The 25,739-nt window shown below is 57.1% G+C and carries 22 protein-coding genes and 1 tRNA gene; 15 read left to right on the top strand and 8 right to left on the bottom strand.

The window, feature by feature from the left end; all coding sequences use genetic code 11:
* Positions 1-57: 57 nt before the first annotated feature.
* A complete protein-coding gene (locus R2A130_RS03665; RefSeq protein ID WP_009463691.1) occupies positions 58-2,196 on the top strand; it encodes a sodium-translocating pyrophosphatase in 2,139 nt (712 codons plus the stop codon).
* 100 nt (positions 2,197-2,296) lie between these two features.
* Here R2A130_RS03665 and R2A130_RS03660 read toward each other — a convergent pair whose 3' ends face one another.
* Positions 2,297-2,779: an outer membrane protein assembly factor BamE gene (locus tag R2A130_RS03660; protein WP_156798368.1), complete on the bottom strand. Its 483-nt coding sequence runs from the start codon at positions 2,777-2,779 to the stop codon at positions 2,297-2,299.
* A gap of 163 nt (positions 2,780-2,942) precedes the next feature.
* Here R2A130_RS03660 and R2A130_RS03655 point away from each other — a divergent pair, with 163 nt between their 5' ends.
* The 7 genes from R2A130_RS03655 (at position 2,943) to R2A130_RS03625 (ending at position 7,412) form a co-directional block, all read left to right on the top strand.
* On the top strand, positions 2,943-3,506 hold the full coding sequence (locus R2A130_RS03655) for a ubiquinol-cytochrome C chaperone family protein (RefSeq protein ID WP_009463689.1): 564 nt from the start codon (positions 2,943-2,945) through the stop codon (positions 3,504-3,506).
* The gene (locus R2A130_RS03650; RefSeq protein ID WP_009463688.1) at positions 3,503-4,033 is read left to right on the top strand and encodes a DUF177 domain-containing protein; all 531 of its coding nucleotides are present in this window, start codon (positions 3,503-3,505) and stop codon (positions 4,031-4,033) included. The genes R2A130_RS03655 and R2A130_RS03650 overlap by 4 nt, the downstream gene beginning before the upstream one ends.
* A gap of 111 nt (positions 4,034-4,144) precedes the next feature.
* Positions 4,145-5,317 carry a phosphate acyltransferase PlsX gene (plsX, locus tag R2A130_RS03645; RefSeq protein ID WP_009463687.1) on the top strand — a complete coding sequence of 391 codons (1,173 nt, stop codon included), beginning with the start codon at positions 4,145-4,147 and terminating at the stop codon, positions 5,315-5,317.
* Positions 5,314-6,285 (top strand): beta-ketoacyl-ACP synthase III, encoded by a 972-nt coding sequence (locus tag R2A130_RS03640; protein WP_009463686.1) that lies wholly within the window; start codon positions 5,314-5,316, stop codon positions 6,283-6,285. The genes plsX and R2A130_RS03640 overlap by 4 nt, the downstream gene beginning before the upstream one ends.
* Positions 6,286-6,444: 159 nt before the next feature.
* Positions 6,445-6,765: an integration host factor subunit alpha gene (locus R2A130_RS03635; RefSeq protein WP_009463685.1), complete on the top strand. Its 321-nt coding sequence runs from the start codon at positions 6,445-6,447 to the stop codon at positions 6,763-6,765.
* A gap of 77 nt (positions 6,766-6,842) precedes the next feature.
* Positions 6,843-7,289: a MerR family transcriptional regulator gene (locus R2A130_RS03630; protein WP_009463684.1), complete on the top strand. Its 447-nt coding sequence runs from the start codon at positions 6,843-6,845 to the stop codon at positions 7,287-7,289.
* Positions 7,290-7,335: 46 nt separating this feature from the next.
* A tRNA-Pro gene (locus R2A130_RS03625) sits at positions 7,336-7,412 on the top strand.
* A 209-nt stretch (positions 7,413-7,621) separates the two neighbouring features.
* Here R2A130_RS03625 and R2A130_RS03620 read toward each other — a convergent pair.
* From R2A130_RS03620 to R2A130_RS03605, 4 genes are all read right to left on the bottom strand, one after another.
* Positions 7,622-8,899 carry an O-antigen ligase family protein gene (locus R2A130_RS03620; RefSeq protein WP_009463683.1) on the bottom strand — a complete coding sequence of 426 codons (1,278 nt, stop codon included), beginning with the start codon at positions 8,897-8,899 and terminating at the stop codon, positions 7,622-7,624.
* Positions 8,896-10,446 (bottom strand): undecaprenyl-phosphate glucose phosphotransferase, encoded by a 1,551-nt coding sequence (locus R2A130_RS03615; protein ID WP_009463682.1) that lies wholly within the window; start codon positions 10,444-10,446, stop codon positions 8,896-8,898. The genes R2A130_RS03620 and R2A130_RS03615 overlap by 4 nt, the downstream gene beginning before the upstream one ends.
* Before the next feature lie 141 nt (positions 10,447-10,587).
* Positions 10,588-11,721, bottom strand: coding sequence for a glycosyltransferase family 4 protein (locus R2A130_RS03610; RefSeq protein ID WP_009463681.1), 1,134 nt, complete (start codon positions 11,719-11,721; stop codon positions 10,588-10,590).
* Positions 11,722-11,729: 8 nt separating this feature from the next.
* Complete coding sequence (locus R2A130_RS03605) at positions 11,730-12,308, bottom strand: polysaccharide biosynthesis/export family protein (RefSeq protein WP_009463680.1); 579 nt, start codon at positions 12,306-12,308, stop codon at positions 11,730-11,732.
* A 218-nt stretch (positions 12,309-12,526) separates the two neighbouring features.
* Between R2A130_RS03605 and R2A130_RS03600 the strand changes: the two genes are divergently transcribed.
* The gene (locus R2A130_RS03600) at positions 12,527-14,779 is read left to right on the top strand and encodes a GumC family protein (protein WP_198008606.1); all 2,253 of its coding nucleotides are present in this window, start codon (positions 12,527-12,529) and stop codon (positions 14,777-14,779) included.
* A gap of 3 nt (positions 14,780-14,782) precedes the next feature.
* Here R2A130_RS03600 and R2A130_RS17390 read toward each other — a convergent pair whose 3' ends face one another.
* Positions 14,783-16,039 (bottom strand): GNAT family N-acetyltransferase, encoded by a 1,257-nt coding sequence (locus tag R2A130_RS17390; RefSeq protein ID WP_009463678.1) that lies wholly within the window; start codon positions 16,037-16,039, stop codon positions 14,783-14,785.
* 103 nt (positions 16,040-16,142) lie between these two features.
* Here R2A130_RS17390 and R2A130_RS03590 point away from each other — a divergent pair, with 103 nt between their 5' ends.
* Positions 16,143-17,201: a polysaccharide deacetylase family protein gene (locus tag R2A130_RS03590; RefSeq protein WP_009463677.1), complete on the top strand. Its 1,059-nt coding sequence runs from the start codon at positions 16,143-16,145 to the stop codon at positions 17,199-17,201.
* Positions 17,202-17,207: 6 nt separating this feature from the next.
* On the opposite strand, the gene R2A130_RS03585 is transcribed toward R2A130_RS03590, so the two are convergent.
* Positions 17,208-17,414 (bottom strand): DUF2842 domain-containing protein, encoded by a 207-nt coding sequence (locus tag R2A130_RS03585; RefSeq protein ID WP_040304867.1) that lies wholly within the window; start codon positions 17,412-17,414, stop codon positions 17,208-17,210.
* Positions 17,415-17,598: 184 nt separating this feature from the next.
* Here R2A130_RS03585 and R2A130_RS03580 point away from each other — a divergent pair, with 184 nt between their 5' ends.
* From R2A130_RS03580 to R2A130_RS03560, 5 genes are all read left to right on the top strand, one after another.
* Positions 17,599-18,696, top strand: coding sequence for a COX15/CtaA family protein (locus tag R2A130_RS03580; RefSeq protein ID WP_009463675.1), 1,098 nt, complete (start codon positions 17,599-17,601; stop codon positions 18,694-18,696).
* Positions 18,683-20,476, top strand: a complete 1,794-nt coding sequence (recJ, locus tag R2A130_RS03575; protein WP_009463674.1) for a single-stranded-DNA-specific exonuclease RecJ — start codon at positions 18,683-18,685, stop codon at positions 20,474-20,476. Before R2A130_RS03580 ends, recJ begins: the two co-directional genes overlap by 14 nt.
* A gap of 68 nt (positions 20,477-20,544) precedes the next feature.
* Positions 20,545-21,201 (top strand): ABC transporter ATP-binding protein, encoded by a 657-nt coding sequence (locus tag R2A130_RS03570; RefSeq protein ID WP_009463673.1) that lies wholly within the window; start codon positions 20,545-20,547, stop codon positions 21,199-21,201.
* A complete protein-coding gene (locus tag R2A130_RS03565; protein ID WP_009463672.1) occupies positions 21,201-23,639 on the top strand; it encodes an ABC transporter permease in 2,439 nt (812 codons plus the stop codon). Before R2A130_RS03570 ends, R2A130_RS03565 begins: the two co-directional genes overlap by 1 nt.
* On the top strand, positions 23,629-24,690 hold the full coding sequence (locus tag R2A130_RS03560) for a lipocalin-like domain-containing protein (RefSeq protein WP_009463671.1): 1,062 nt from the start codon (positions 23,629-23,631) through the stop codon (positions 24,688-24,690). The genes R2A130_RS03565 and R2A130_RS03560 overlap by 11 nt, the downstream gene beginning before the upstream one ends.
* On the opposite strand, the gene R2A130_RS03555 is transcribed toward R2A130_RS03560, so the two are convergent.
* Positions 24,669-25,739, bottom strand: a complete 1,071-nt coding sequence (locus R2A130_RS03555; RefSeq protein WP_009463670.1) for a LacI family DNA-binding transcriptional regulator — start codon at positions 25,737-25,739, stop codon at positions 24,669-24,671. The two genes, R2A130_RS03560 and R2A130_RS03555, sit on opposite strands and share 22 nt — an antisense overlap.

Here is a 25,739-nt window from a genome sequence, read left to right as displayed (position 1 = left end):
CCGGCCAAATTCTGAAGCGGGATCATCAGGACACATCATCAACTCGGGAAGTTGAAAATGACCCCCCTTTATTTCGCAATCGTCTGCGGACTGTTGTCGATCGTCTATGCCATCTGGGCCTCGCGCTCGGTCATGAGCGCAGACGCCGGTAACGCTCGCATGCAGGAAATCGCTTCTGCAATTCAAGAAGGCGCACAAGCCTATTTGTCGCGCCAGTACATGACCATCGCCATCGTTGGCGCTGTTGTTCTCGTCATCGCATGGGCGCTGCTTGGTCCCGTTGCTGCCATCGGCTTCGCAATCGGCGCAATCCTGTCGGGTATCGCAGGTTTCATCGGCATGCTGGTTTCGGTGCGCGCCAATGTGCGCACCGCACAGGCTGCTTCGAAGTCGCTGGCTGGTGGTTTGGACATCGCGTTCAAATCCGGCGCGGTCACCGGCATGCTGGTTGCAGGTCTCGCGCTTTTGGGCGTTGCGGTCTTCTACTGGGTGCTGACTGGCCCGATGGGCCTCGCCAATACCGACCGCACCGTCGTTGACGGCCTCGTGTCGCTTGGCTTTGGCGCTTCGCTTATCTCCATCTTTGCCCGTCTAGGCGGCGGCATCTTCACCAAGGGTGCAGATGTTGGCGGCGATCTCGTCGGTAAAGTGGAAGCTGGTATCCCTGAGGATGACCCCCGTAACCCTGCCACCATCGCAGACAACGTTGGCGACAACGTTGGTGACTGCGCCGGTATGGCGGCTGACCTGTTCGAGACCTATGCGGTCACCGTGGTTGCGACCATGGTTCTTGCATCAATCTTCTTCACAGGTGCTGAAGCTTCGCTGCTGATGCTGCTGCCATTGGTGATCGGCGGCGTTTGCGTGCTGACTTCCATCGTCGGCACGTTTGCTGTGAAACTGGGCTCCAACAACTCCATCATGGGCGCGCTGTACAAAGGCTTCATCGCCTGTGCCGTGCTGTCGGCCATCGCGCTTGGTGCGTTGATGTTCTTCTGGGTTGGTTTCGATACGTCGTTCACCACATCCACGGGCACCACCTTCACCGCTGCTGACCTGTTCTACTGCATGTTGATCGGTCTCATCATCACTGGCCTCATCATCTGGGTGACGGAATATTACACGGGCGTCGAATACCGCCCGGTGCGTTCCATCTCGCAGGCATCGGTTACGGGCCACGGCACGAACGTGATCCAGGGTTTGGCTATCTCGCTCGAAGCGACTGCGATTCCTGCGATCATCATCATCGTCGGTATCCTTTCGACACACGCTCTGGCCGGTCTGTTTGGTATCGCGATCACCGTGACTGCCATGTTGGCTGTTGCCGGTTTCGTGGTGGCGCTCGACGCTTTCGGTCCCGTGACCGATAACGCCGGTGGTATCGCTGAAATGGCTGAACTGCCCGCAGAAGTACGCGCCACGACGGATGCGCTCGATGCAGTTGGTAACACGACCAAAGCTGTCACCAAGGGTTACGCGATTGGTTCCGCCGGTCTCGGTGCGCTGGTGCTGTTTGCAGCCTATACAGAAGACCTGAAGTTCTTTGCTTCAACCGCTCAGGAAGGCTCGGTCTTCTTCGGCATCAACGCTGACACTCTGTTCAACCTGTCGAACCCCTACGTAGTGTCCGGCCTGTTGTTCGGTGGCCTGCTGCCGTTCCTGTTCGGTGGCATGTCCATGACTGCTGTCGGCCGCGCTGCCGGTTCGATCGTTGAAGAGGTGCGTCGCCAGTTCAAGGCTGATCCGGGCATCATGGCCGGTACGTCGAAGCCCGACTATGCCCGTGGCGTCGACATCCTGACCAAAGCTGCGATCAAGGAAATGATCCTGCCATCGCTGCTGCCGGTTCTTTCGCCGATCTTCGTCTATTTCGCGGTCTCCGCGATCTCGACACCGGCCAACGCATTCGCTGCTCTTGGCGCGATGCTGCTGGGTGTGATCGTGACCGGCTTCTACGTGGCTGTTTCAATGACCGCCGGTGGCGGTGCCTGGGATAACGCCAAGAAGTCCTTTGAAGATGGTTTCATCGACAAAGACGGCGTGAAGCACGAAAAAGGTAGCGACGCGCATAAAGCGTCCGTGACCGGCGACACCGTTGGTGATCCCTACAAGGACACCGCTGGTCCAGCTGTGAACCCGATGATCAAGATCACGAACATCGTGGCGTTGCTGCTTCTCGCAGTTCTCGCACACTAACCTGTGTCAGCCCGGCCTCTCATTGAGGTCGGGCAGTTCACAAACAAAAAGGCCCGCGAACCGTTCTGGTTCGCGGGCTTTTTTGTTGTGCTTAGTAGCGCTAGCGGCCGAGAACGTTGCCCGGGTTGATAGAGCCTGCCGCGTTCAGAAGCTGTCCGACGAATGACAGTTCCTTGCCTCCGGTTGGTGTGACGCGACCGATGAAGTCGAACACTTTGCCGTCTTTCAGGCCGTAATTGGCGATCTGCTCCACCTGATCATTCTGGTCCATGTTCACAGCCAACACGCGCTGGTCGACGACCTGCGCTGCAAGGAATGCCACCGGGCGCTCCTTGCGTTGCGAGATGTAGTAGAATGTCTCGGTGCCGTCAGGCTCGGTCTGTGTCGTGGACGGTGTTCCCAGCGTTAGCAGAACCTGTTCGCGGGACGAGCCTTCAGGGACGAGGGCCAGCGCTTGATCGTTCACCTGATAGCCGTGGGTGTAGACCTGCCGACTAGGGTTACAGGCGGTCAGGGCGAGACTGACGGTCAGCGTTGCCAGCACCAGTGTAGCGCTTGCGGTTTTGCTTCGTTTCATGGTCATTTTCCCACTTCAATGCCCGGTTTAGACAGGTTTAGGCAGATTCAAACAGGGGCCGACAAAACGACCCTTTGAGATAGTACGCGGCGCGACCTATATCACACCAAAGCGCATACCACCTGTTTGGCGTAGCGCAGTTGAAATACTTCTAACGGACCCTGCCGCCATGTTCAAAGCCCTGATGGGCCTCGCTTCGAGGCACAAAGCGCCGCCCCGCCATGCAGACCGCCTTTATGGCGCGGTTGTGGCGCGCGCCCGAGATCCGTTGTTTTTCGCAAGATATGACGTTCCAGACACATTTGACGGGCGTTTCGAATCGCTGGTGTTGCATCTTTTCCTGCTGCACCACCGGTTGAAGGATGGATCGGATAAAGTGCGTTCTGTTTCTCAGGGCGTTTTTGACGCCTTTATCGATGACATTGATGCGTCTCTTCGCGAGGCAGGTGTGGGCGACCAGACGGTGCCCAAGCGCATCAATAAGATGACCCGCGTTTTTTACGGCCGCACAGGGGCAATCGAAGAAGCAATTGCTGCTGATGATCCGTTGCAGGAGATGGCAGCGATGGTGGCCAGGAACGTGCGACCGGATGAAGACGTAATAAGTGAAGCTGACCGTGCGTTGGCCGCATATTTGCTCGCGGGCGTCGAGAAACTGGCCGCGATGAATGAAGACGATATATTGGGCAGTTCCGACCCTTGGCCCCCGATACAGCAGGAGAGAGCAGCATGAGCGATTTGCCATTTTCCGTTCCGGTGAACGTGCGCACGCTTCCCAGCCGTGGCCGTGTCGAGGACTTCACCGCCGATGACGACCAACGTGCCGCAATTGCCGAAGATCAGGGGCTGATCGAGGTCAAAAGCTTCCACGGCTTTGCAACCGTAACGCCGTGGAAAAAAGACGGTGTGATGGTGCAGGGCAAGGTGCGGGGTAACCTCGTTCAGGCCTGCGCTGTGTCTGGTGATCCACTGACCGCAGACCTTGATGAAGAGTTCAATGCCGTATTTGCGCCGGAAGGCAGTGTGCTGCTGAAACCCAAGCTCGACGTCGATGGCGAGATCATTCTTGATCCGGAAGGCGATGATCCGCCGGAACCGTTCACCGGAGATTCGATTGATTTGGCAGAGGTCTGGTTGGAGTTTCTCGCGTTGAGCATCGACCCGTTTGCCCGCATTGAAGGTGCAGAACTGGACCAAGAAGAAGCTAAAACTGGCGAAACTTCTCCCTTTGCCGCATTGGCCGCTTTGAAAGAAAAATGACCAACCCACGTCTTATATGAGCCTTCTATTGGCCTTGGTGGACCGATATGCGAAAGCGAACCTCGCTTTTGCCCGTCTGCCCGGCGCGCCTGAACTACGATCTGGAGCATCATGACATCCAACAAGACCATTCGCGTCGCCCTCGATGTTATGGGCGGCGACCACGGGCCTGAAATTGTGCTGGAAGGTGCCGAGCTTTCGCGCCGTCGTTATCCTGAAATCCGTTACATGCTGTTCGGTGAAGCTGAAAGCGTTCTGCCGGTGCTGGAGAAGTATCCGCGCCTGAAGGAAGAGAGCACATTCCATCCTTGCGAAATGTCCGTGCCGATGGACATGAAGCCTAGTCAGGCGTTGCGGCAGGGCCGCAAGAAGTCCGGCATGTGGATGGGTTTGGAAGCCGTGAAAGCTGGGGAAGCCGATGTGATGGTTTCCGCCGGCAACACCGGTGCGTTGATGGCGATGTCGAAATTCTGCCTGCGCATGATGGACGGGATCGAGCGGCCTGCGCTGGCGGCAGTTTGGCCCAACCAGCAGGGCGAGAGCATCGTGCTTGACGTTGGTGCAACCATTGGTGCCGAGGCTGATACGCTGGTTGACTACGCGCTCATGGGCTCTGCCATGGCGCGGGCTTTGTTTTCGATGGAGCGTCCACGCGTTGGTCTGCTGAATATCGGTGTTGAAGAGGTCAAAGGCCTTGAAGAAATTCGCACCGCCGGTGCCCGCCTTCGTGAACTCGATATGGGCAATATGCACTATGCCGGTTTCGTCGAGGGTGATGATCTCGGCAAGGGCGGCGTCGATGTCGTCGTAACCGAAGGCTTTACGGGCAACATTGCGCTTAAAAGCGCGGAGGGCACCGCAAAGCAAGTCGGGCAATATCTACGCGACGCCATGAGCCGCACGTGGATGGCCAAACTTGGCTACATCCTTGCCAAAGGTGCATTTGAACATCTGCGCCAGAAGATGGACCCGCGGAAGGTCAACGGTGCAGTGTTTTTGGGCCTCAATGGTATCGTCATCAAAAGCCACGGTGGTACGGACGGTATAGGCATCGCCAGTGCCATTGATGTGGGGCACAATATGGTGCGCAATGATTTGCAGGCGAAAATTGCCGATGATCTCGAACGTGCCCGTTTTGGTGAAGAGCAGCCGGACACTGAGATGCAAGAAGCAGAAACGCCAGAAACCGCCGAAGGTGTCGCTGAACAGCCGGTCACGGTAATTGAGCCTAAAGCGGAAACGCTACAGCAGCCGGGTGAAGCAGACGCAGGAGAAAAAACATGATCCGCTCCATTATCGTCGGTTCAGGCGCTGCCAAACCCCGTAACGTCGTCACCAACGCGGAACTCGAAAAGCGCGTTGAAACGTCTGACGAATGGATTCGCCAGCGCACTGGCATCGAGCAGCGCTGGATTGCTGAAGACGATGAGACGACGGCGTCTCTTGGCGAAAATGCAGCCCGCGCTGCCTTGAAAGATGCCGATCTGACGCCGGACGATATCGATCTCATTATTTTGGCGACTTCGACGCCCAACAACACATTCCCCGCATCAGCTGTCGAAATTCAGAACCGCCTTGGCATGACGCACGGCGCGGCCTTCGACATGCAGGCCGTTTGTTCGGGCTTCGTCTATGCGCTCACAACTGCCGACGCCTTCATTCAGGCTGGACAAGCAAAGCGGGTTTTGGTGATCGGCTCGGAAACCTTTTCTCGCATTCTCGACTGGGAAGACCGCACCACATGCGTCTTGTTTGGTGATGGGGCAGGGGCCGTGGTGGTGGAACGCGGCGATGGCGTTGGCATGTCTAATGATCGCGGCATCCTGACCAGCCACTTGCGTTCGGACGGCTCTCATAAGGACAAGCTCTTCGTGGATGGTGGACCTTCGACTACCGGCACCGTGGGGCATCTGCGGATGCAGGGCCGCGATGTATTCAAACATGCCGTGGCAATGATCACAGATGTGATCGAAGATGCTTTCTCTGCTACCGGACTGAACGCTGATGACATCGACTGGTTCATCCCGCACCAGGCCAATAAACGCATCATTGATGCCTCCGCCAAGAAGTTGAATATCGCGCCTGAAAAGGTTGTGATGACGGTGGCCGAACACGGCAACACGTCAGCAGCGTCGATTCCCCAAGCCATCGACGTTGCCGTGCGCGACGGGCGCTTAAAAAAGGGCGATCTGGTGTTGCTTGAAGCCATGGGCGGCGGGTTCACATGGGGTGCGGTGCTGGTTCGCTGGTAGGTCTCGCGCCCAATAGAAAAATTCTATCGGGCTTTTTGACGCTGGCTCCTGCGAAAGTGTAAAGCTGGATTGACGCTTTCGACCGTCACCACTAACTTATACTTGGAATGTACGAGAGGGGCGCCGGCACAGCGCTCTCACCGGGAGCTTGAATTAGCAATGTCGGAAAAAACACTCACGCGAGCAGATTTGGCTGAGGCGGTTTACCGCAAAGTCGGACTTTCACGTCTGGAATCATCTAAATTGGTTGAGGCCGTTCTTGAAGAAATCTGCCAGGCAGCAGTTGATGGCGAATCCATCAAACTGTCATCTTTCGGCACGTTTGCGGTTCGCTCAAAGAATGAACGCGTCGGCCGTAACCCCAAAACCGGTGAAGAGGTGCCTATCACCAGCCGCCGCGTCATGGTGTTCAAGCCGTCCAACATTCTGAAATCCCGCGTTCTTGATGATCACAAGGCACGTTCTGACGGCAAAAAGTGACGGTGAGCGCGGCACTTGCGTCGCGCCTATGAGGTTCTAGTCTAAGCGGGGACCGAATCGAACCGGATGCACCTGCCATGGCTGATCAGGCTAAAAGCCCCGATGCGTTCAAAACTATCTCCGAAGTCGCAGAAGATCTCGATCTTCCGCAACACGTGCTTCGTTTTTGGGAGACGCGCTTCAAACAGGTGAAGCCGATGAAGCGCGGCGGTGGTCGTCGCTACTATCGCCCGGAAGATGTGTCGCTGCTCAAGGGCATTCGTTTTCTGCTCTATGCGCAAGGTTACACCATCAAAGGTGTGCAGCGTATTTTGAAGGAACAAGGCAGCCGTGCGGTCATCTCTGCACCAGAGGGGGGCTTTGCGCTTGCCACTGATACTCCGCAAAAGTCTGCTGTTTCCATCTCGGAAATTACCCGTGGCGAAACCGGAGCCGGTGCTTCTGCATCAGGAATGCGGGAGAGCCTGCAGGGCGCGCTTTCAGAACTGCTGGAATGCAAGCGCCTACTGGATCAGGTGCGTTAAATCCGGCTTGATTTGATGCTGCGCGTTGCGTAGGAACCGCGACAGTCGGAGTATGGCGCAGTCCGGTAGCGCACTCGCCTGGGGGGCGAGGGGTCGTAGGTTCGAATCCTGCTACTCCGACCATTTTGCTCGGTGGATGACTGAGTTTCCGAACACATACCGAGCGAACCTACGATTCTTTTTTCGCATCGCTGTGCGACGGCGGGGTTCGTATCCTTTGCCTCGGACTACTTTTAGGCTCTAGATGATAGAGGGCTTAGGGATTTCCAAATTCGCTTGGAGTTTCGGGAATTGCGGTGATATTTTCGAAAAGTAACGCGAATTTTCCCGAATTATAGCGTGCCTTCTGCGAGATATTTCCGCTCCAGCGCCATGCAGCCCCAGATGATGCCGATGAGCAGATACACGTGGCGCCAGTGGTCTAGGTCGATGACCCAGCCGACGAAAATGTGTCCGAGGAACACGCACCATGCGGCTTGCAAATAGGGCTGCCACGGGCGGCGTCGACCGAGCAGGGCAGCGCCACCAACGATGGTGATGAGCGTCATGAACATCCACGCTATGAACCCAAGCCAGCCATAGGCCATCAGCGATTTGACGTAGATGTTGTGGGTGTCTTCGCCGAGGAGGAGACCGAATTCGAGCGGACCGATGCCCAGCGGATTGACCAATGCCCATTCGAAACCGATGGCGTGGCGGGCAAAGCGCCCCAAACGCACGCCGTCATAGTCCTGCACGACCTTCGCACGTTGGGAAAACATGTCCGAGACCGTATCGAATTGCAGTGCGACGACCAAAAGTAGAATGACGGACGCCAGACCAAGAGCACCAAGAACAACAAGGCGCACTTTGGTTCGTGGGTCAGGTGCTGTCATCAGCAATACGACGAAAAACGCAGCACTTGAGAAAACGGTCAGGCCCCATGCGGCACGGGAGAATGACAAGAACAGGCCTGCAAGCAGGACCAGCAGCAATGCGGCGCGGACCGGTGCCAGCGAAATGGAACGAAACAGTAGGCCGTAGAGAAGGTAAAGCGTCGGCAAAACGAGGAACGGGCCAAAGACATTAGGGTCCTGAAAAGCTCCTTTGGCGCGATCGTAGAGCGTGAAAAGTTCCGCACCTGGAAATGCGCCGAAATAGCCTGCCACACCTAAAAATGAAGAGATCACCGCTCCCAGAACATATCCACGCATCAGCGGACGCAGACGGCCGGAATCGTTGTGGATCACCGCGCACCAGAACACCGACGTTAGGCCAAGAAACAGCGATACGGCGAGGTAAAGAGGAATGCCTTTCCAGTCGCCCATGGTGAACATGGACAGCAGACCGCCGAAATTGAAGAACACCCAAACACCAGCCAGCGCGACCGCCAGACGACCGAAGGTCATGCCTGCCAGCACATAAAGTGCCATCAACAGCAGTAGGAACAGTTCGTAAGGCGCAGGTTCACGAATGACAAAGCCGCCCAGAAGGGCGGCCAGTCCGATGGCAAATGTATCGAGGCGCGAGAGTATCGGATCACGCGTGCGGGGAGGGGCAGTGTTAACGGCGGGCCTGCCCGCTGCGCTATACCCGTCAGCGCTCGCGTAAGGGGTAGCCGTGGCGCTCAATATGCATTCTCGGTGTTCAGAAGTTTGATCGGCGTGATGATGCAGATGTAGAGGTCGAAGAGCACGGACCAGTTCTCAATGTAATAGAGATCGTGCTCCACACGTTTCTGGATTTTTTCGGGATTATCGACCTCACCGCGCCAGCCATTCACCTGCGCCCAACCGGTAACGCCCGGCTTCACCTTGTGACGACCGAAATAGCCGTCAACCACTTCGTCCCAGAGTTTGTTTTCCGTGTGGGCATTCACCGCGTGGGGGCGGGGGCCGACAAGGGATAGCTCGCCGCGCAGCACGTTAACGAGTTGCGGCAGTTCGTCGATGGACGATTTGCGGATGAACCGACCAACGCTGGTGACGCGTGGATCGTTTTTGGTAACGACCTTTTTGGCAGCGACATCAGCCTGATCGACATACATCGAGCGAAATTTCAGAACGTCGATGACCTCGTTGTTGAAGCCAAAACGCTTCTGTCGGAAGATCACCGGGCCTTTGGAGTTCGCCTTGATGGCGATAGCCGTCACCAGCATGACGGGCGACAGGGCGATCAATCCGAATATCGAGAATACAATGTCGAACGTGCGCTTCATCACCGAATCCCAGTCGGCAATTGGCTTATCGAACACGTCGAGAAACGGCACTGAACCCACATAGCTATAGGCACGGGGGCGGAAGCGCAGCTTGTTGGTGTGGGCCGACAGACGGATGTCCACCGGTAGCACCCAAAGCTGTTTCAGCATGGCCAGCACGCGGCTTTCCGCAGTGATGGGAAGTGATACGATGAGCATGTCGATGCGGGCGCGGCGACCAAATTCAACCAGTTCGGAAATCGTTCCCAGCTTGGGATAGCCAGCGACCATCGGTGGCGAGCGGTCGCTGTTGCGATCATCAAAGATACCGCAGATGCGGATGTCATTATGGGGCTGCGCTTCAAGGCTGGAAATCAGATCGCCAGCGTTCTCACCACCACCAACGATGACAGCGCGGCGTTCAAGGCGACCATCGCGTGTCCAGCGGCGAATGACGTTGGATACGACAAGACGGGACAGGATGAACCAGCCGAAACCTGCCAGATACATCGACCCGAACCAGACGCGGGAAAAGTCCAAAGACATGCGCATGAAGAAGGCAGAGAGCGTGAACATGGCAAAGACTGCAGTCCACACCATGAAGAAGCGCCCGAACTGGCGCATATGTGTCCGTAGTGATGCGACTTGGTAGCAATCAACGGCTTGAAGACCGGTGACGGTGAGCAAGCCCAACAGCACGACGGTGACGGCGTAGTTCCAGCGGAAACCGTCGATTGGCACGACATAAACGAATGTGATCGCGAGACCGATAGCTGAGATCATCAGCACATCAATAAGGCGTATCCACGCGGCGACCGCAAAAGGCGATACGGAATTCTGGGCAAACTGCGCTGCAACCTGTTCGGCGCGGTGCGACAGCTTTGCTGAATTGCGCGGCGCAGAACCTCCTTCTTGCGCCATCATGTTCGCTCGACTGAACGTGGCCTTTGGATCGTGATCTTCTGCAAGTATGTCGTTCATGTGGAACTGCCCATCCCGGAGTTAATCTGCGCAATTTGCGCTTGATTGAACTTACGACGTCCATATTTCCGAAAGGTTTCACCAGTCGTACACACACGCCCGTTTGATGCGATTAGTGCGTTGTATGGCGAATAGGGTTAATCAGCTGTCCATCGCGGCTTCGTAGGCTTTCATTACGTCGGCAGCCATAACGCTGGAGCTGTGCCGGTCGTGAACCAGTTGCGCCAGTTCTTCAGGGTCGGGCAGTTTCAGGCTACCTTCCAAGTGGCGGATCATGGTCTTTGCCATTTCCTGCGGATCGCCTGCGGGAATGAGATGCCCGTCAAATGGCGTCAGAATTTCCGGAATGCCGCCAACGCGGGTGGCCAACAGCGGAATTTGAGCGGCCAGCGCTTCCAGTACGATGTAAGGCATGCTTTCCGCACGGGATGGAACAACCAGCGTTTTGCCAAGCGGGAAAGCAACGCGTGCAGGCATTGGGTCGAAGAAACGGGTTTCCACTTGCGGAGCCAAGCCTGCTGCCACCTGTTTATAGCGCTCAAGATCCGGACCATCACCGACCAGTGTTGCGGTGATCTTCTTATTCAGTCGCTCGGCCACGATGGGTAGTGCATCGAGAAAAACGTCCACGCCCTTCAGATCGCGCATCATGCCGATATAGAGAAGGTCGCTCGCATCTTCAGCGGGTTTTATGTGCTCGAATTCCGGTTCGGTTATGCCGTTGCGGACGATGGAGTAGGAGGTGGTAAGGTTTGGAACCTTTGCGAGATAGCCGTCCTGTTCGTATTCACAAACGAAGACGAGGCGATCTGTGAAGCGCTCCAGCAGCCGTTCCAACGTGCCGTAAACACGGCCCGACATCGTTTTGGTGTCGTAATGCACTGAGCCACCATGCGGGCAATAAAGCCGCGCAGGCTTACGGCTACGCCAACCCAAAACGGAACCGATGAGCCGTGCATACGCCCCGCCCTTTGCGCCGTGGGAGTGCAGAATATCGAGATCCATCGACCGCAACAGACGGGTAAGCTGAAACATCACCTTGAGATCGGATGGTGAAATAGCGCGATCCATGGTGACGCGATGTAGACCGAGATCGAGATCGGACTCCAACTGCGCCATCATCTTTTCTTCGAACTCACCGCCGGTGTTGTCATCACAAATGACGCCAACCCGATGGCCCGCCGCTTTCTGTTCAGCGATGAGGTCGCGGACATGGCGGAAAATGCCACCGACGGGAGATCGGAAGCAGTGAACGATAGCAAGTGACTGGCTCATGGGCGCGATCAGAACAGGCGTTCGCGGGCGAAAATTGTATCACCCGGCATGATGGGGTCGGTGATTGGTACGCGACCAGTAATGACCTTGCCATTGATCTGGCGTGTGAGATCGACCGTCTTCTGGTGCGCGCGTGCGGAGAAGCCACCGGCGACGGCGACAGCGTTTTGCACGGTCATTCCAGGCACATAGGTATATTGTCCGGCGGCGCCTACTTCACCCATGATGAAGAAAGGACGGTAGCGTTCTACTTCCACCGACACATCAGGATCGCGTATGTAATCGGCAGCCAATGCGGTGGCGATGGATTTTTCGATCTGCTTCACAGTGCGGCCGCGAGCGGGCACTGCGCCGACAAGCGGGAAGGCGATATAGCCTGCCTTATCGACGCTGTAGCTGTTGGTAAGGTCGGTTTGTTCAAACACGGTGATGCGCATGCGGTCGCCACTGTCCAGGCGATACGGCTGTTGCAGCACTTTGTGCATGGCGGGTGGTGGTGGGGTGTATGACTTGGCGCAGGACGCCAGCAATGGGGCGCTAACGGCAATTCCAAACAGGGAAACGAACGCACGACGGTTCATCATCATTCACCACTCAAAACATAAGGTGCTGCCAACGGGGCAAAGCACAACTCGGTACTAAGGCGACTAAACGCCACTATGGTTAAGCTCGGGTAAAGGATGGCAACACCGCGAAACGTTTGATGTCGGTGACGAGAAAGACCAACCGTGCGCGCTACTCTTAACGCTCTGGTTACCATGAAATGAGAATGTCGCCCGGCGTATAATGTATGGAAATCCTCGCGATGAGCGGCCAGCACGAACTCACCAAAGATGTAGATGTCGACCTTGCAGGCATCTTCTCCAGCATATGGAGGCACAAGGGCAAACTGCTTTTGGCCGCCACGTTGGCCACGGTGCTCGCCTATTTCGTGTTGCAAACAATCGATCCGAAATACAAAGCCAGCGCACGCATTCTGATTAAGCAGAACGAACAGGTGCTGGGTGCGCCTACCGGGCAGACGCCGCAGCAAACGACTGATCGCTTTGATGAATCGGGTATGGCCAGTCAGGTGGAGTTGCTGCGCTCACCGGAACTTATCCGCGGCGTTGCCGAAAAGCTTTCCATGCAACAGCGCGAAGTGCTGGCGGGCGACGGTGGCGTGTCTGCGCCCAAGCGAATTTTGCAGATGCTGGGCTTGGTCAGCGATACCAGCAACGTGACGCAGGAAGATCGTCTCTACGAGGCTTTCGATGATAATCTCGTTGTGTACCAGGCGGAGCGTGCGCGTGTTGTCGTGGTTGAATTCACGTCCACAGACCGCAAATTGGCGGCTGAAATTCCCAACCTCATTTCGCGCGAATATCTTGTGTTGCAGGAAAAGCTTGCCCGTGGTGTTGGCCAGGACGAACTGGAATTGCTGAAGCCTGAAGTTGACGCACTGCGCACAGCTGTTCGTGAAGCTGATGGCAAAGTTGCTGATTTCAGAGAGAATTTCGACATTCTTGATGGTGCCGGCACAGGTACATTGGCAACGCAGGAACTGTCTGAACTAGCCACCGAGCTTGGCCGTGTACGTGCCCAGCGGTCGCAGGCTGAAGCTGATGCGAACGCGGTCTCCCGCGCTGTGCAGTCCGGTCAGCTGGACAATGCCAGTTCTGTTCTCAACTCGCCGCTGATCCAGCGCCTGCGGGAGCAGCAGGTTTCGTTGAACGGACAATTGGCGGAACGTTCCACAACGCTGCTGGCTCGTCATCCGGTGATCCAGCGGCTTCAGTCGCAGATTTCTAACCTCAATTCCCAGATCGGTCGTGAGGCCCGCAAAATTCAACGCAGTTTGCAGGAAAACGTCCGTACCGCGCGTTCGCGTGAACAGGCGCTTGTCCAACAGCGCAATACTTTGAAATCGGAGTCCGGTCGCGTCGGTCGCCGTCAGGTTGAGCTTGCAGAATTGCAGCGCGATGCAGATGCCAAACGCCAACAGTTGAACGCTTACTTGTTGTCCTATCAGGAAGCGCAGGCCCGCACGGCGCGTGAATATGTACCGGTGGATGCCTTCATTTTCGCAAGCGCGAACCCGCCGTCGCAGTCTTTCTTTCCAAAGGTCCTGCCCATTCTGGCAGGCACATTCTTCGGTGTTCTGTTGCTTGGCGCAATGGTGACGCTGGCCGGTGCAATCCTTACCGCGCCCGCAGCCGGGCAAACTGCGGCTCCCGCTCGTGTCGAGCCCGATACGGCTGCGCATTTGCAAAGCTACGCATCTGCAAAGCCAGCACCTTACGAACCGCAAACACAGGAACGGCGCGTCTTTACGCCAGCTATTGAAGCCGCCAAACGAGCGGCAAGCGTAATTTCGCCACTGCGCAGCGTTGATGCACCTTCCATGTCGCCGGAAGAACCGGTTGCCGGGAACGCTCTTTATCCGGGTATGACCGCAAATGATGCTGCATCAGCTTCTTTCCAACCGCGCTCCAACGCTGTTGCTGCTGCGACCGAACACTTGCTGCAGATCGGTGCCAAGCGCGTTGTCGTCGTCCCGGATGAACCCGGCAATGATGGGCGTGCAACAATGACGCTCGCCCGCCAGCTTGCCGAACGCGGTGCGCGTGTCGTGCTGGTCGATATGACGGAGGAGGGACACGCTTCCCAATCCATGCTGGGATCGCGGGACACTGCCGGTATTGGCGAACTCATCACTGAAGGTTGTGACCTTGGTGAAGCGCTGCACCGCGATACAGGTTCGCGGGTTCATGTGATCCCGATAGGTCGTGTTGCCGCGTCCGCTTCACCGCAGACCGCGTCTAAACTTGCCGCTGTTCTGGGCGCGCTACGCCATTCCTACGACTACGTGGTCGTGGATCGCGGCATGACGGAACTGGTCGGTCTTGACCGTGTGTTCGATAATGACACCGTGGTGGTGATCTCGTCGCAGCGTGACATCGAGACGGCCAAACGCTTGCACGATATTCTGCTGCGTGGCGGTTATGGCGATGCAATGATTATGTCTGGCAACGCTGTAGGCCAGATGGATGCAGATCGTCCGTTGCAGCGGGCGTAACGTCTAAACGCGGCCGTAAAGACGAGCGCGCAGGCGTTTTCCTGCTGTCCATAATTTCGGGTTGGAGCGCATCAGGCGCTTGGCAAACAGTTTCGCTTGCACATAGCTTGTGTAGCCCAACGCGGTGCGTTTTAGCGCAATGTTGGTCTCAAACATCGCCAAACGCTGGTCGCACCACGATGTCTTGTAACGCTCTTCGCCACGACCAAGGTCGAACGTATGCAGGCCGCGTTTCACGCAGTCTTCGATCACCAGATAGATCAGCATTTCGCCAGGTGAAATGGCTGTATATGCATCGTCAGCTATGGCGGTAAAACAGCCGTGGAATTGACCGTTTAGAATGCCGCCTGCAAACACCGCGCGAAGCTCGCCGTCGATCTCCAGCCCGTAAATCAAAAGTGCCGGTTCGTCCTGCCCAAGGCTGGCGGTTGCCAGTTCGCGAAAGAACGGCACCACGCCTTCGTTTTCAAATGTGTTCCAAATGCCGGCTTTGTCGAAGCGCTTTGCGGTCAAATCCATGGCGGTGTCCATGAACCAGTTCACTTCGTCCGGTGTGGAAGCGATGCGGAGATGACCGCCGCCGACGCTTTTCAACTTGTTGGTTTGCGAACGGAATTTCTTGCGTTTGCGCGAACCGTTGCGCCGGTTAAGGGCCGCGTCAAAACCACCTTCCAGTGAAAGCGCGTAGCCAAGATTGTGAGATTCCTGCCAGCGCAACAGCGCGAACGGATTGGTTGTCGCGTCCCAACTTACCGGTTGGCAGCAAAATTCCAACACGTCGACCGGGGCCAGTAAGTCGGCCATTTCCGCCACCAAAGCCTTCATGTCTGCGGAGGTAAGGCGTGGGATCAGGTCTTTATCAAACAGGCCCATACAGAAGTTGGAATGGGTGTCAGAGAGATAGCTGACCATGCGGTAGATACCGCGCCGATAGATGCTGAGAGGTAGAATGAACAGCACTTCGCCGCGCTTGCGCCCCACGACAATGCGCGGGTCCATCTTCGCGCCCCGGCCAGCATGTCGCGACCATGATTCAACCCAGTCATAGCTTTGATAAAGAGACGATGGCGCACGGGAGACGATATCGTCCCATTCATCGCGAAGACCTGCCATATCGTCATAGACGCTCAGCTCAATTGTGCCGGTGGCTGCGAGGTCGAGTTTGCTCTTTGCTAGCGGAACAGGCGCACCCGCTGCTGCGGGCACGACGTCATGCGCTGCCAGACTAGTGGCAAAGCGTGCTTTGGCATCTCGTTTCAAAATGGCGCTCCCCACCAAATGGCCTCGTCTTTATCGCAGGATTATTTCAACATTTAGCCTTTAGCCATTGATCGTTCCTTTCGATGTTCGAGAAACGGTTGTCATGATTAACGCAAAGACCAAACGCACACGGCAGATCCTTGCGGGCCTTCATATGACCGGTTTGGACAAGCTTTATCAGCAGTTTGAGAACGAACTCGGTATCATTGTGACGCTGCATCATGTGGCGCCACCTGAGACGAAGGCTTTCGATCCCAACGCATTGCTGACAGTGACGCCGGACTTTCTTGATGCCGCTATTGGACTGTTGAAGGCGAGGGGCTTCGATATCGTTGATCTTGATGAAGCCTCACGTCGCATTGTCGAACCCAAGCGCGGTCGCAGATTTGCAGTGCTGACATTTGATGACGGCTACAGGGACAATCTCGTCCACGCGAAACCCGTTTTGAACGGACACGAGGTTCCCTACACGATATTCATCGCGCCCAATCTGGTGGATGGTTCGGCCTGCATATGGTGGGAGGCAATCGACCAGGTCGTGGCATCGCGCGACAATCTGATGGTTCAAATGGATGGCCGCAACGAATTACTGGATTGCAGCACAACCGAAGCAAAGTATCGCAGCTACGATATATTGCTGGATTGGCTGACAAAGCGCGTGGACGAGGCCGATGTTCAGGCCCGTATCTGCGAACTTTGTACGTTGAATAAAATGGACGCGGCCCAACTAACCCGCGATCAGATTATGTCATGGGATGAGTTGCATGAGATCGAGGCTGATCCAAAATGCACACTCGGTGCGCATACGATGAACCACGCGGCGGTGGCGCGCCTCAAGCCGGAATCCGCGCTTGCTGAAATGGTTCAAAGTGCGACAGTTTTGGAAGCGCATTTCGGCAAGCGCCCACGCCATTTTGCCTATCCCTATGGATATAGAGAGGCCGCTGCGGGAAGAGATTTTGAGTTGGCGCGTGAAGCTGGTTTTACAACTGCGGTAACGACGCGCCCCGGCCTGCTTTACCCGCAGCACAACGATCACATGACCGCACTTCCGCGCGTTTCGGCCAATGGGTTGTTTCAGAAAATGCGGTATTTCGGGCCGTTGACCACCGGTTTGCCGACGTTGCTCAATCGCCGTGGGCGCAGGCTGGATGTCGCTTAATCTGGTTTAAACGCTTTCGGTGCTCATCCATTTGATGATGACCATGGCCGGTAGCACCCATAGAAAGCCGCTAAAGCCAAAATAGAGCATGTGCGCCCACCACGGAGCCGCTGCCAATGTGGCAGATGCGATAGCAACCGCGACTAGTGAATAGACGCAAACCAGAATTACGATCAAAAACATGCCGATCATTTTCTTGGCCCGAAGGGGCAGGGTGGTGCGCATGGTGGTCGCCTTTAGTTGGCCAGTGTCTTGGAAGTTGACATAGAGCGCCATGACCAACCGTGCCAGCCCTATAAGGGTGCGACAGATGGCTTCCACGACCCAATCAGCCCTTTACACAAGCTGATCGCGACGACACATGAGGTCCGTATCGTTCTTGAACCTGAGATGACCCGTGGAAAGTGCCCTGACCGCACCTGCTGATCCCCACCGCGCCGTTCGCCTTTGGCTTATGTTTGTGGCGTTTTTGATCGTCGTGATGGTGCTTGTTGGCGGCGCGACGCGGCTAACGGACTCTGGCCTTTCCATCACCCAGTGGGAGCCGATCAAAGGGTTTCTGCCGCCGCTCACGGCTGAAAAATGGGCGTCCGAATTTCTCGAATACCAGCAGACAGACGAGTTCAAACAGGTCAACAGCGCTATGACGCTGAGTGAATTCGAGTTCATCTACTGGTGGGAATGGGGTCACCGTTTTCTGGGGCGTTTGATCGGTTTGGCGGTGCTTATTCCGATGATCGTGTTTTGGGCTGCCGGCCGTTTGCCGGGTCGCCTCAAGGGCGGCGCACTGGCCGTGTTCTTCGGCGTTTGCCTGCAAGGTGCCATTGGCTGGTGGATGGTGAAGTCGGGCCTCGTTGATCGGGTGGATGTTTCGCAGGTGCGCCTTGCAGTTCACCTGACCATGGCCTGCCTGCTGCTGGCGTTGGTGCTGTGGTTGGCGCGCGGATTGCTACCCCGCCCTGCGCCTCCATTTCCTGCATTGGCTTGGCAAGGTGCGGCGGTATTCGGGTTGGTTTTGGTTCAGATATTTGCTGGTGGCCTTGTCGCCGGTCTTGATGCGGGCATGGCCTATAATTCGTGGCCTGACATGAACGGCGAAGTGCTGCCCGCAGGCGCTTGGGCTATTGATCCGATTTGGAAGAACTTCACCGATAACGCGATCATGACGCAATTCGTCCATCGCGTGACTGCCTATCTGCTTTGGGGCGCGGTTGCGCTTCAAGCTGTCTGGATATGGCGCGCGGGCGGAGGCGTGCACACGAAACGGGCCTTTGTGTTGTTTGCTCTAGTGACCGGACAAGCCATGATCGGCATCATCACATTGGTGATGCAGGTGCCTTTGCAATGGGCGCTTCTGCACCAGTTTGGTGGCGTCGTTGTTCTATCCGTTGCGGTCATTCATTGGCGAGCGATGGCTGGTCCTTCGAAGATTACCGCGATTGCATCTTCGCAGAACGGTCCGGCCACGCTACAGCCGGTGCATGACAACGCCTGACCGCCCCTTTCTAGACGTCGAATCCAGTATCAGCGGGCAACGCTGGGAAGAGCGCATGAGCCGCACGCAGGCGGGGCAGGCAGAGGCTATGCGCGAGCGCCATTCGATCCCCGAGTTGGTGGCTCGGGTTTTGGCGGCCCGCGATGTGACGGCCGACGAAGCGCTGGGTTTCCTTGACCCGAAACTGCGCGATCTTATGCCAGACCCGTCTCTACTCACCGGAATGGATGCGGCGGCTGATCGTTTGGTTTCCGCAATCGCCGCAAAAGAGCCTGTCGCGGTATTCGGTGATTACGACGTGGACGGCGCAACGTCCTCGGCTTTGCTGGCAGCGTTCCTGCGCAATTTTGATGTGCCGGTGGAAATCTATATTCCTGACCGTATTTTTGAAGGCTACGGCCCTAACGAAAATGCCATTCGCGAACTGGCCGAACGCGGCGCGAAACTGCTGGTGACGGTGGATTGTGGCTCGACTTCCCATGACGCGCTGGCGGTAGCGAAATCGCTCGGTCTCGATGCGGTTGTCCTCGACCATCATCAGGTGGGCGATGAGCTCCCCGACGTTATCGCGCTGGTAAACCCTAACCGGCAGGACGATCTTTCCGGTCAGGGACATTTGTGCGCAGCGGGAGTTGTATTTCTAACGCTCGTGGCGACGCAGCGGGCAATGCGTCAACAGGGAAAACTGCCAACCGATAAGCCGGTCGATCTGATGCAGTCGCTTGATCTCGTGGCGCTCGGTACTGTCTGCGATGTGGTGCCGCTGAAAGGCCTGAACCGCGCCTTTGTAACTCGCGGTATCGAGGTGATGCAAAAACAGCGAAATGTGGGTTTGGCCGCACTCGCCCGTGTTGCACGACAGGACGGACCGGCAGCGCCGTGGCATCTCGGCTTTGTGCTCGGTCCGCGCATCAATGCGGGCGGTCGCATCGGCGATGCTGCTTTGGGCGCGCGGTTGCTCACGACTTCCGATCCGACCGAAGCGGAAGAGATCGCACAGCAATTGGACACGTTGAACGGCGAACGACAGAACATCGAAACGGCCATGTTGGCGCAAGCTATTGACGAGGCCGAGGCAGAAATCGGGTTCAGCGAAGGGCCGTCTGTTCTAGTGACGGAAAGCGACACTTGGCACGCGGGAGTGGTCGGCCTTTTGGCTTCGCGCCTGAAGGATCGTTTCAATCGCCCGACCTTCGCGATTGCTTTTGATGGTCGAGGGCGCGGGCAGGGGTCCGGCCGTTCTATTCCCGGTTGCGATCTTGGCCGTACGGTTCGTGCGGCAGTCGATGAAGGCCTGCTGCTCAAAGGTGGAGGCCACGCCATGGCGGCGGGTATCACCATCGAACGAGATAAGCTGGGCGACTTCCGCGCGTTCATGGAAGAACGCCTCTGCGATGATGTGGCAACGGCGCGCCTGTCCCGCAGCGTTCGCATTGATGGTGCGTTGAGCGCGCGGGGCGCGACCGTAGAGATGTTCGATCAGCTGGCCGCTGCGGGTCCGTTCGGTGCGGGCCACTCGCAACCGTTGCTGGCCTTTCCGCGCCACACGCTGCGCTTTTCAGACGTTGTGGGTAAAGGCCATGTGCGCTTTTCCATTGGTTCGGCTGATGGCGCGGAACTGCGCGGCATCAGCTTTCGCGCGGTGGATACGCCGTTGGGCGATGCGTTGCTGGATGGTCGCGGCAAGGTGATGCATTTTGCGGGAACCTTATCGGCAGATTTCTTTCGCGGCACACGGCGTGTGCAGTTGCGATTGGTCGATGTAGCGCTCGCGCAATGAAGGCGCAAAGCGCATATGTCGCAGAATTTGAGGCATCCACACCCCGCACGAACCGTTAGCCTGCCAGCATGTTGATCGATGCTCAAAACATTCACAAAAGCTTTGCTACGCAGGACGGCCCGCTGCCAGTGTTGCGCGGTGTGGACCTGCAACTCGACAAGGGCGAAACGTTGGCGCTGACCGGCGAAAGTGGCTCCGGTAAAAGCACGCTGCTCTACCTCATTGCAGGGTTGGATAGCGTCGATGACGGCACCATCAGCGTAGCTGGCCGACAGGTGCATGGGTTGGACGATCAGGGTCGTGCGGAATTGCGGCGTGAAACCGTAGGTATCGTTTTCCAACAGTTCAATCTCATTCCCTCACTTACCGTGGGTGACAACCTGACCTTCCATGCGCGCCTTGCCGGTCGTGAAAATGAAGCGTGGACCGCTGAGTTGGCAGAACGTCTGGGTCTGACTGATTTTTTGCGTCGCTACCCCGAACAGCTTTCCGGCGGGCAACAGCAGCGTGTTGCCATTGGCCGCGCTTTGGCCGGGCGACCCAAGGTTGTGCTGGCGGATGAACCCACCGGCAATCTCGATGAAGAAACCGGCGAGCAAGTAGCTCAGCTGTTGCTCGATCTGGTGCGCGATACCGGCGCAGGCCTGCTTGTTGTCACCCATTCGTTGCGTCTTGCTAACCGGCTGAACAAACGTGTGCACCTCGCTAACGGGAAACTCGCTTGATGCGCGGTTTTCAGTCTGCGCTTTCTGCATTGCTGTCCCACTGGCGGCGCAGACCAGGGCAGTTTGTGACGCTGGTTCTGGGTCTATCGCTTGCCACTGCACTTTGGACCGCCGTGCAGGCAATCAATAGCGAGGCGCGCAGCAGCTATGATCGGGCTGCCAATCAGGTTGCCGGTGCTGATCGTGCGACTTTGGAAAAGGCAGACGGTGGCGCGATTTCGATGGGAGATTTCGTCCGCCTTCGCCGCGCGGGTTGGCTTGTAACGACGGTGCTGGAAGGCCGTTTGCAGCGAGGGCGTGTGATCATAAGGATCGTTGGTATAGACCCGCTGACATCCTCTGCCGGACCTTTGAATTTCGAAGGTGGTTCGGCTGAAACCCCTTACGAGATCCAAGATTTTATCGGCCAAAACGGCCTTGCTTTAGCTGCACCGGAAACGATTGCCGAATTGGATGGCGTTCCAAATTTACCGCGCTTAATACCGCAGGAGGGGCTGCCGCCACGAACACTAACTGTGGACATTGCTGCCGCCCAAGCCCTGCTGCAGCGGCCTGATGCGGTGTCCCGTTTGGTGCTGCTTGATCCGCAGCCTGTTGGTGCCGCCCCCTTGGGCGACATCGCGCCCGATCTGACACGAGTGGAACCGCAGACCGGACAGGATCTCGCGCGCCTGACGGACTCGTTCCACCTCAACCTCACCGCGTTCGGGCTGCTCACTTTTGCGGTCGGCCTGTTCATCGTGCACGGCACAATCGGTTTAGCCTTCGAACAACGCCGGGTGATGTTCCGCACGTTGCGGGTGCTCGGCGTGTCGTTGAAGCAGCTCGTGGTTGCGCTGGTGGTCGAACTCGCAGCATTGGCCGTGCTGGCAGGAACGGTGGGCGTGTTGTTGGGATCGGTTTTAGCGACGCTGTTGTTGCCCAACGTCGCCGACACTTTGCGTGATCTTTACGGCGCGCAGGTTTCCGGCAGCCTTGGTTGGCGCGCGGACTGGTGGGCGAGCGGCATCGCAATTGCTTTGTTGGGCACGGCGATTGCCGCTGCAGGCAGCTTGTGGCGCATTCGTTCGATGCCGATATTGGCATCAGCCCAACCGCGCGCTTGGGCTATGGTGTCGTCCAAAACACTGGTGATGCAGGCCGTATCCGGTTTCGTCTTTTTGGGTTTAGCAGCCGTTTTACTCGGCCTCGCAAGCGGCATTGTTGCTGCCTTTATCATCATTGCTCTCGTGCTTGTTGGCAGCGCCTTATTACTGCCGCCGCTTGCAAATCGGTTACTGGATTTTGGTCAATCGTTGGCTCGTCGCGCAGGTGCCGGGGCGACGGCACAGTGGTTCTGGGCGGATACGCGTCAACAGATTCCGGGCCTGTCGCTGGCATTGATGGCGCTGTTACTGGCGCTGGCGGCCAACATAGGTGTTGGCACGATGGTGGGCAGTTTCCGCACGACATTTGTGGGTTGGTTGGACCAGCGATTGGCGGCAGAGTTTTACGTCAACGCGCGTGATGGTCAGCAGGGCGAGAAGCTGAAAATCTGGCTTCAGACGCGCACCGATGCAGTGCTCCCTATTGTTGAAACGGAAGCCACGCTGGACGGGCGCAAGGGCGCAATTTTTGGCGTGGCCAACCACGCGACTTACCGTGATAATTGGCCGTTGCTGGAGCGTACGCCTCAAGTTTGGGATGAGGTCGCGCGGGGTGAGGGTTTGCTGGTGAACGAGCAATTTGCGCGCCGGTCTGGCTTGTCCTTGGGGGACGAAATATCAGCAGCGGGGCTGCCACCCACGCCGATTGCAGGTGTGTATTCCGACTACGGCAACCCCGCGCCGCAGGTCATGGTCGGCCTGTCGAAATTCTCCGCGCTTTTCCCGAATATCCCGCAACAGCGGTTTGGTGTCCGCGTTCCGCCGGAACGGGTCGAGGCTTTGAAGAATGAGATATCTGCTGAATTTGGCATTGAAGAGCGGTCGATGATTGATCAATCAGCTATCAAAGACCTCTCGCTCAGCGTTTTCGAGCGAACGTTCAGGGTGACGGATGCACTTAATGTTCTCACGTTGGCGGTGGCCGGCTTTGCGATCTTCACATCACTGCTCACATTGGCGACCATGCGTGTGCCGCAGCTCGCGCCTGTTTGGGCGTTGGGACTGACGCAGCGGCGGCTGGCCGCGCTCGAACTCGCCCGCACGGCAATACTGGCCCTCGTCACGGTCGTGCTTGCGGTTCCGGTGGGTCTGGCTCTCGCGTGGTTGCTGCTAGCAGTCTTGAATGTGGAAGCGTTCGGTTGGCGTATTCCGATGCAGGTGTTTGTTGGCGATTGGTTGCGGCTGGGTCTGCTGGCGCTGCTTGCCGCGCTTTTGGCGGCAGCAATTCCTGCCCGTCGTATGGCAGCCATGGCGCCTGCCGATCTTGTGAAGGTGTTTAGCCATGAGCGTTAGGTTTCTCGCTGCATTTGCACTGGCATGCTGGCTTCCAGTTGCCGCGCTCGCGCAAGGTTTTGGCGGCCTTGGCACGACCAGCGAAGGCTATGCGGTGCCGTCACCTGACGGCACGATTTCATTTCCGGCTGACCATGCAGCTCACCCCGATTACCGCATCGAATGGTGGTATGTGACTGCCAATATGACTGGGCCGGATGGGACGCCTTACGGTCTGCAATGGACACTCTTCCGCTCCGCCTTTCGCCCCGATGGTAAGCCCGGTTCGCAATTTTGGATGGGCCACGCTGCGGTGACGACACCTGACAAGCATTTCGTTGCCGAGCGTCGTGCGCGGGGCGGTATCGGGCAGGCTGATGTCGATGTGGAACCTTTCAACGCCTTCATTGATGATTGGGCGCTGAAGGCTGATGAGGGGCGCGATATTGATCGCGTTTCCATGGCTGCTTCAGGTGCTGATTTTGCGTTTTATGTAAAGCTGATCGCGCAGGGGCCGCTGGTGTTGCAGGGCATCAATGGTTATTCGCGCAAATCGGAAAGCGGCACGGCAAGTTATTATTATTCGCAACCCGCTTATGCCTTGAAGGGCACGTTGAAACTGCCATCTGGCGATGTTGCTGTCACCGGCTCCGCGTGGCTGGATCGGGAATGGTCGAGCCAACCGCTTTCCGGTGGGCAGCGCGGGTGGGACTGGTTTTCACTCAGCTTTGAAGACGGCCACAAAATGATGGCGTTTCAATTGCGTGAGGCTGAAGGCAAGAGTTTTACCTCTGCAACATGGATCACGCCGCAGGGCGACCCGACGCCAATTGATAATGGTGAGTTACAGCTTGAACCGCTGGCGATCAGCGATGTCGGTGGTCGTGATGTGCCTACAAGTTGGCGACTGCGTCTGCCGAGCCGTGATGTTGATGTGACCGTCGAAGCGCTCAACACACAGGCTTGGATGGCGACTTCGATACCCTATTGGGAAGGGCCGGTGACGGTGAGTGGTAACCGGAAAGGCAGAGGCTATCTTGAGATGACGGGTTACGACCGGCCGGACGGGTAGGGAATTGCGCTGCGGGTCGTGAGGCCGGGTTTTAGTTCGACGGGAAGAACCTCGACCGGATCGCGCTTTACGCCTTTTATGCGCGCAATCAGCGCCTGCGCGCCCTTGCTTCCCATTGTGCTGCGAGGGGTGGCGGAAGTCGTCACTCGAAGGGGAAGCACACGGTTAAGCGCCAGATCATTGAAACCGGCGATGCCGATATCGTCGGGAATTTTCATGCCACGGGCCTCGCAGGCGATGATGCCGCCAAGCGCCATATGGTCGTTCATGAAATAGATCGCGTCTGTCTCAACGGGCACTTCGTCCAGCAATGCTGTCACGCCATCTTCGCCTGCTGAAAATGAGCGGGCGTTGCTGATGCGTTTGTCCGCCACGAGTTCCACTCCCGCAGCCGCTAATCCGCGTTTGAATCCCTTGGCTCGTTTTTCTGCGCGCGCGTCAAAGCCTTTCCGGACACCTATATAGGCTGGGCGTCTGTAGCCCAGTTCAAGCAAATGATCCGCCATCGCGTGGCCGGCAGCCTCGTGATCGATGCCGACGCAAATATCGATAGGGTCATACGTTACGTCCCAAATCTGTAGGACAGGAATACGGGCGGCGCGCAGGCGTTCTTTCGCCTGTCTGGACTGATCGACGCCGGACAGCACCAGCCCGGCAGGTCGCCATGCTAGAATGCGCTCTATCCATTCGTCTTCGTTCTTGCGGGCATAGTCGGTCGTGTCGAACACGGTTTGGAATCCGTATCGCGTGAAGACGGTTCGCATGCCGTCGAAAATATCGCCGAACACTTCATCGTTGAGTGTCGGGACCGACACACCGATCAATGTTGAGTTTGCAGCAGCCAGCGAACCGGCCAGACTGCTGGGTTCGTAACCAAGCGCGCGGGCGATATCGAGTATAGCTGCACGACGCTCTGCCGACAGGCCTTCCACGCCCCGCATTGCTCGCGACACCGACATTGTACTGACGCCTGCGACCCGGGCGACTTCATCAATTGTAACGCGATTGGAGGGGCCGCGACGGCGCTTTCTGATGGTGGGATCGGCCAA

Origin of the sequence: Ahrensia sp. R2A130, assembly GCF_000179775.1 — a bacterium.
In the GTDB taxonomy this organism is placed as follows: Bacteria; Pseudomonadota; Alphaproteobacteria; order Rhizobiales; family Rhizobiaceae; genus Pseudahrensia.
This window is presented reverse-complemented; position numbering and strand designations above follow the sequence as displayed.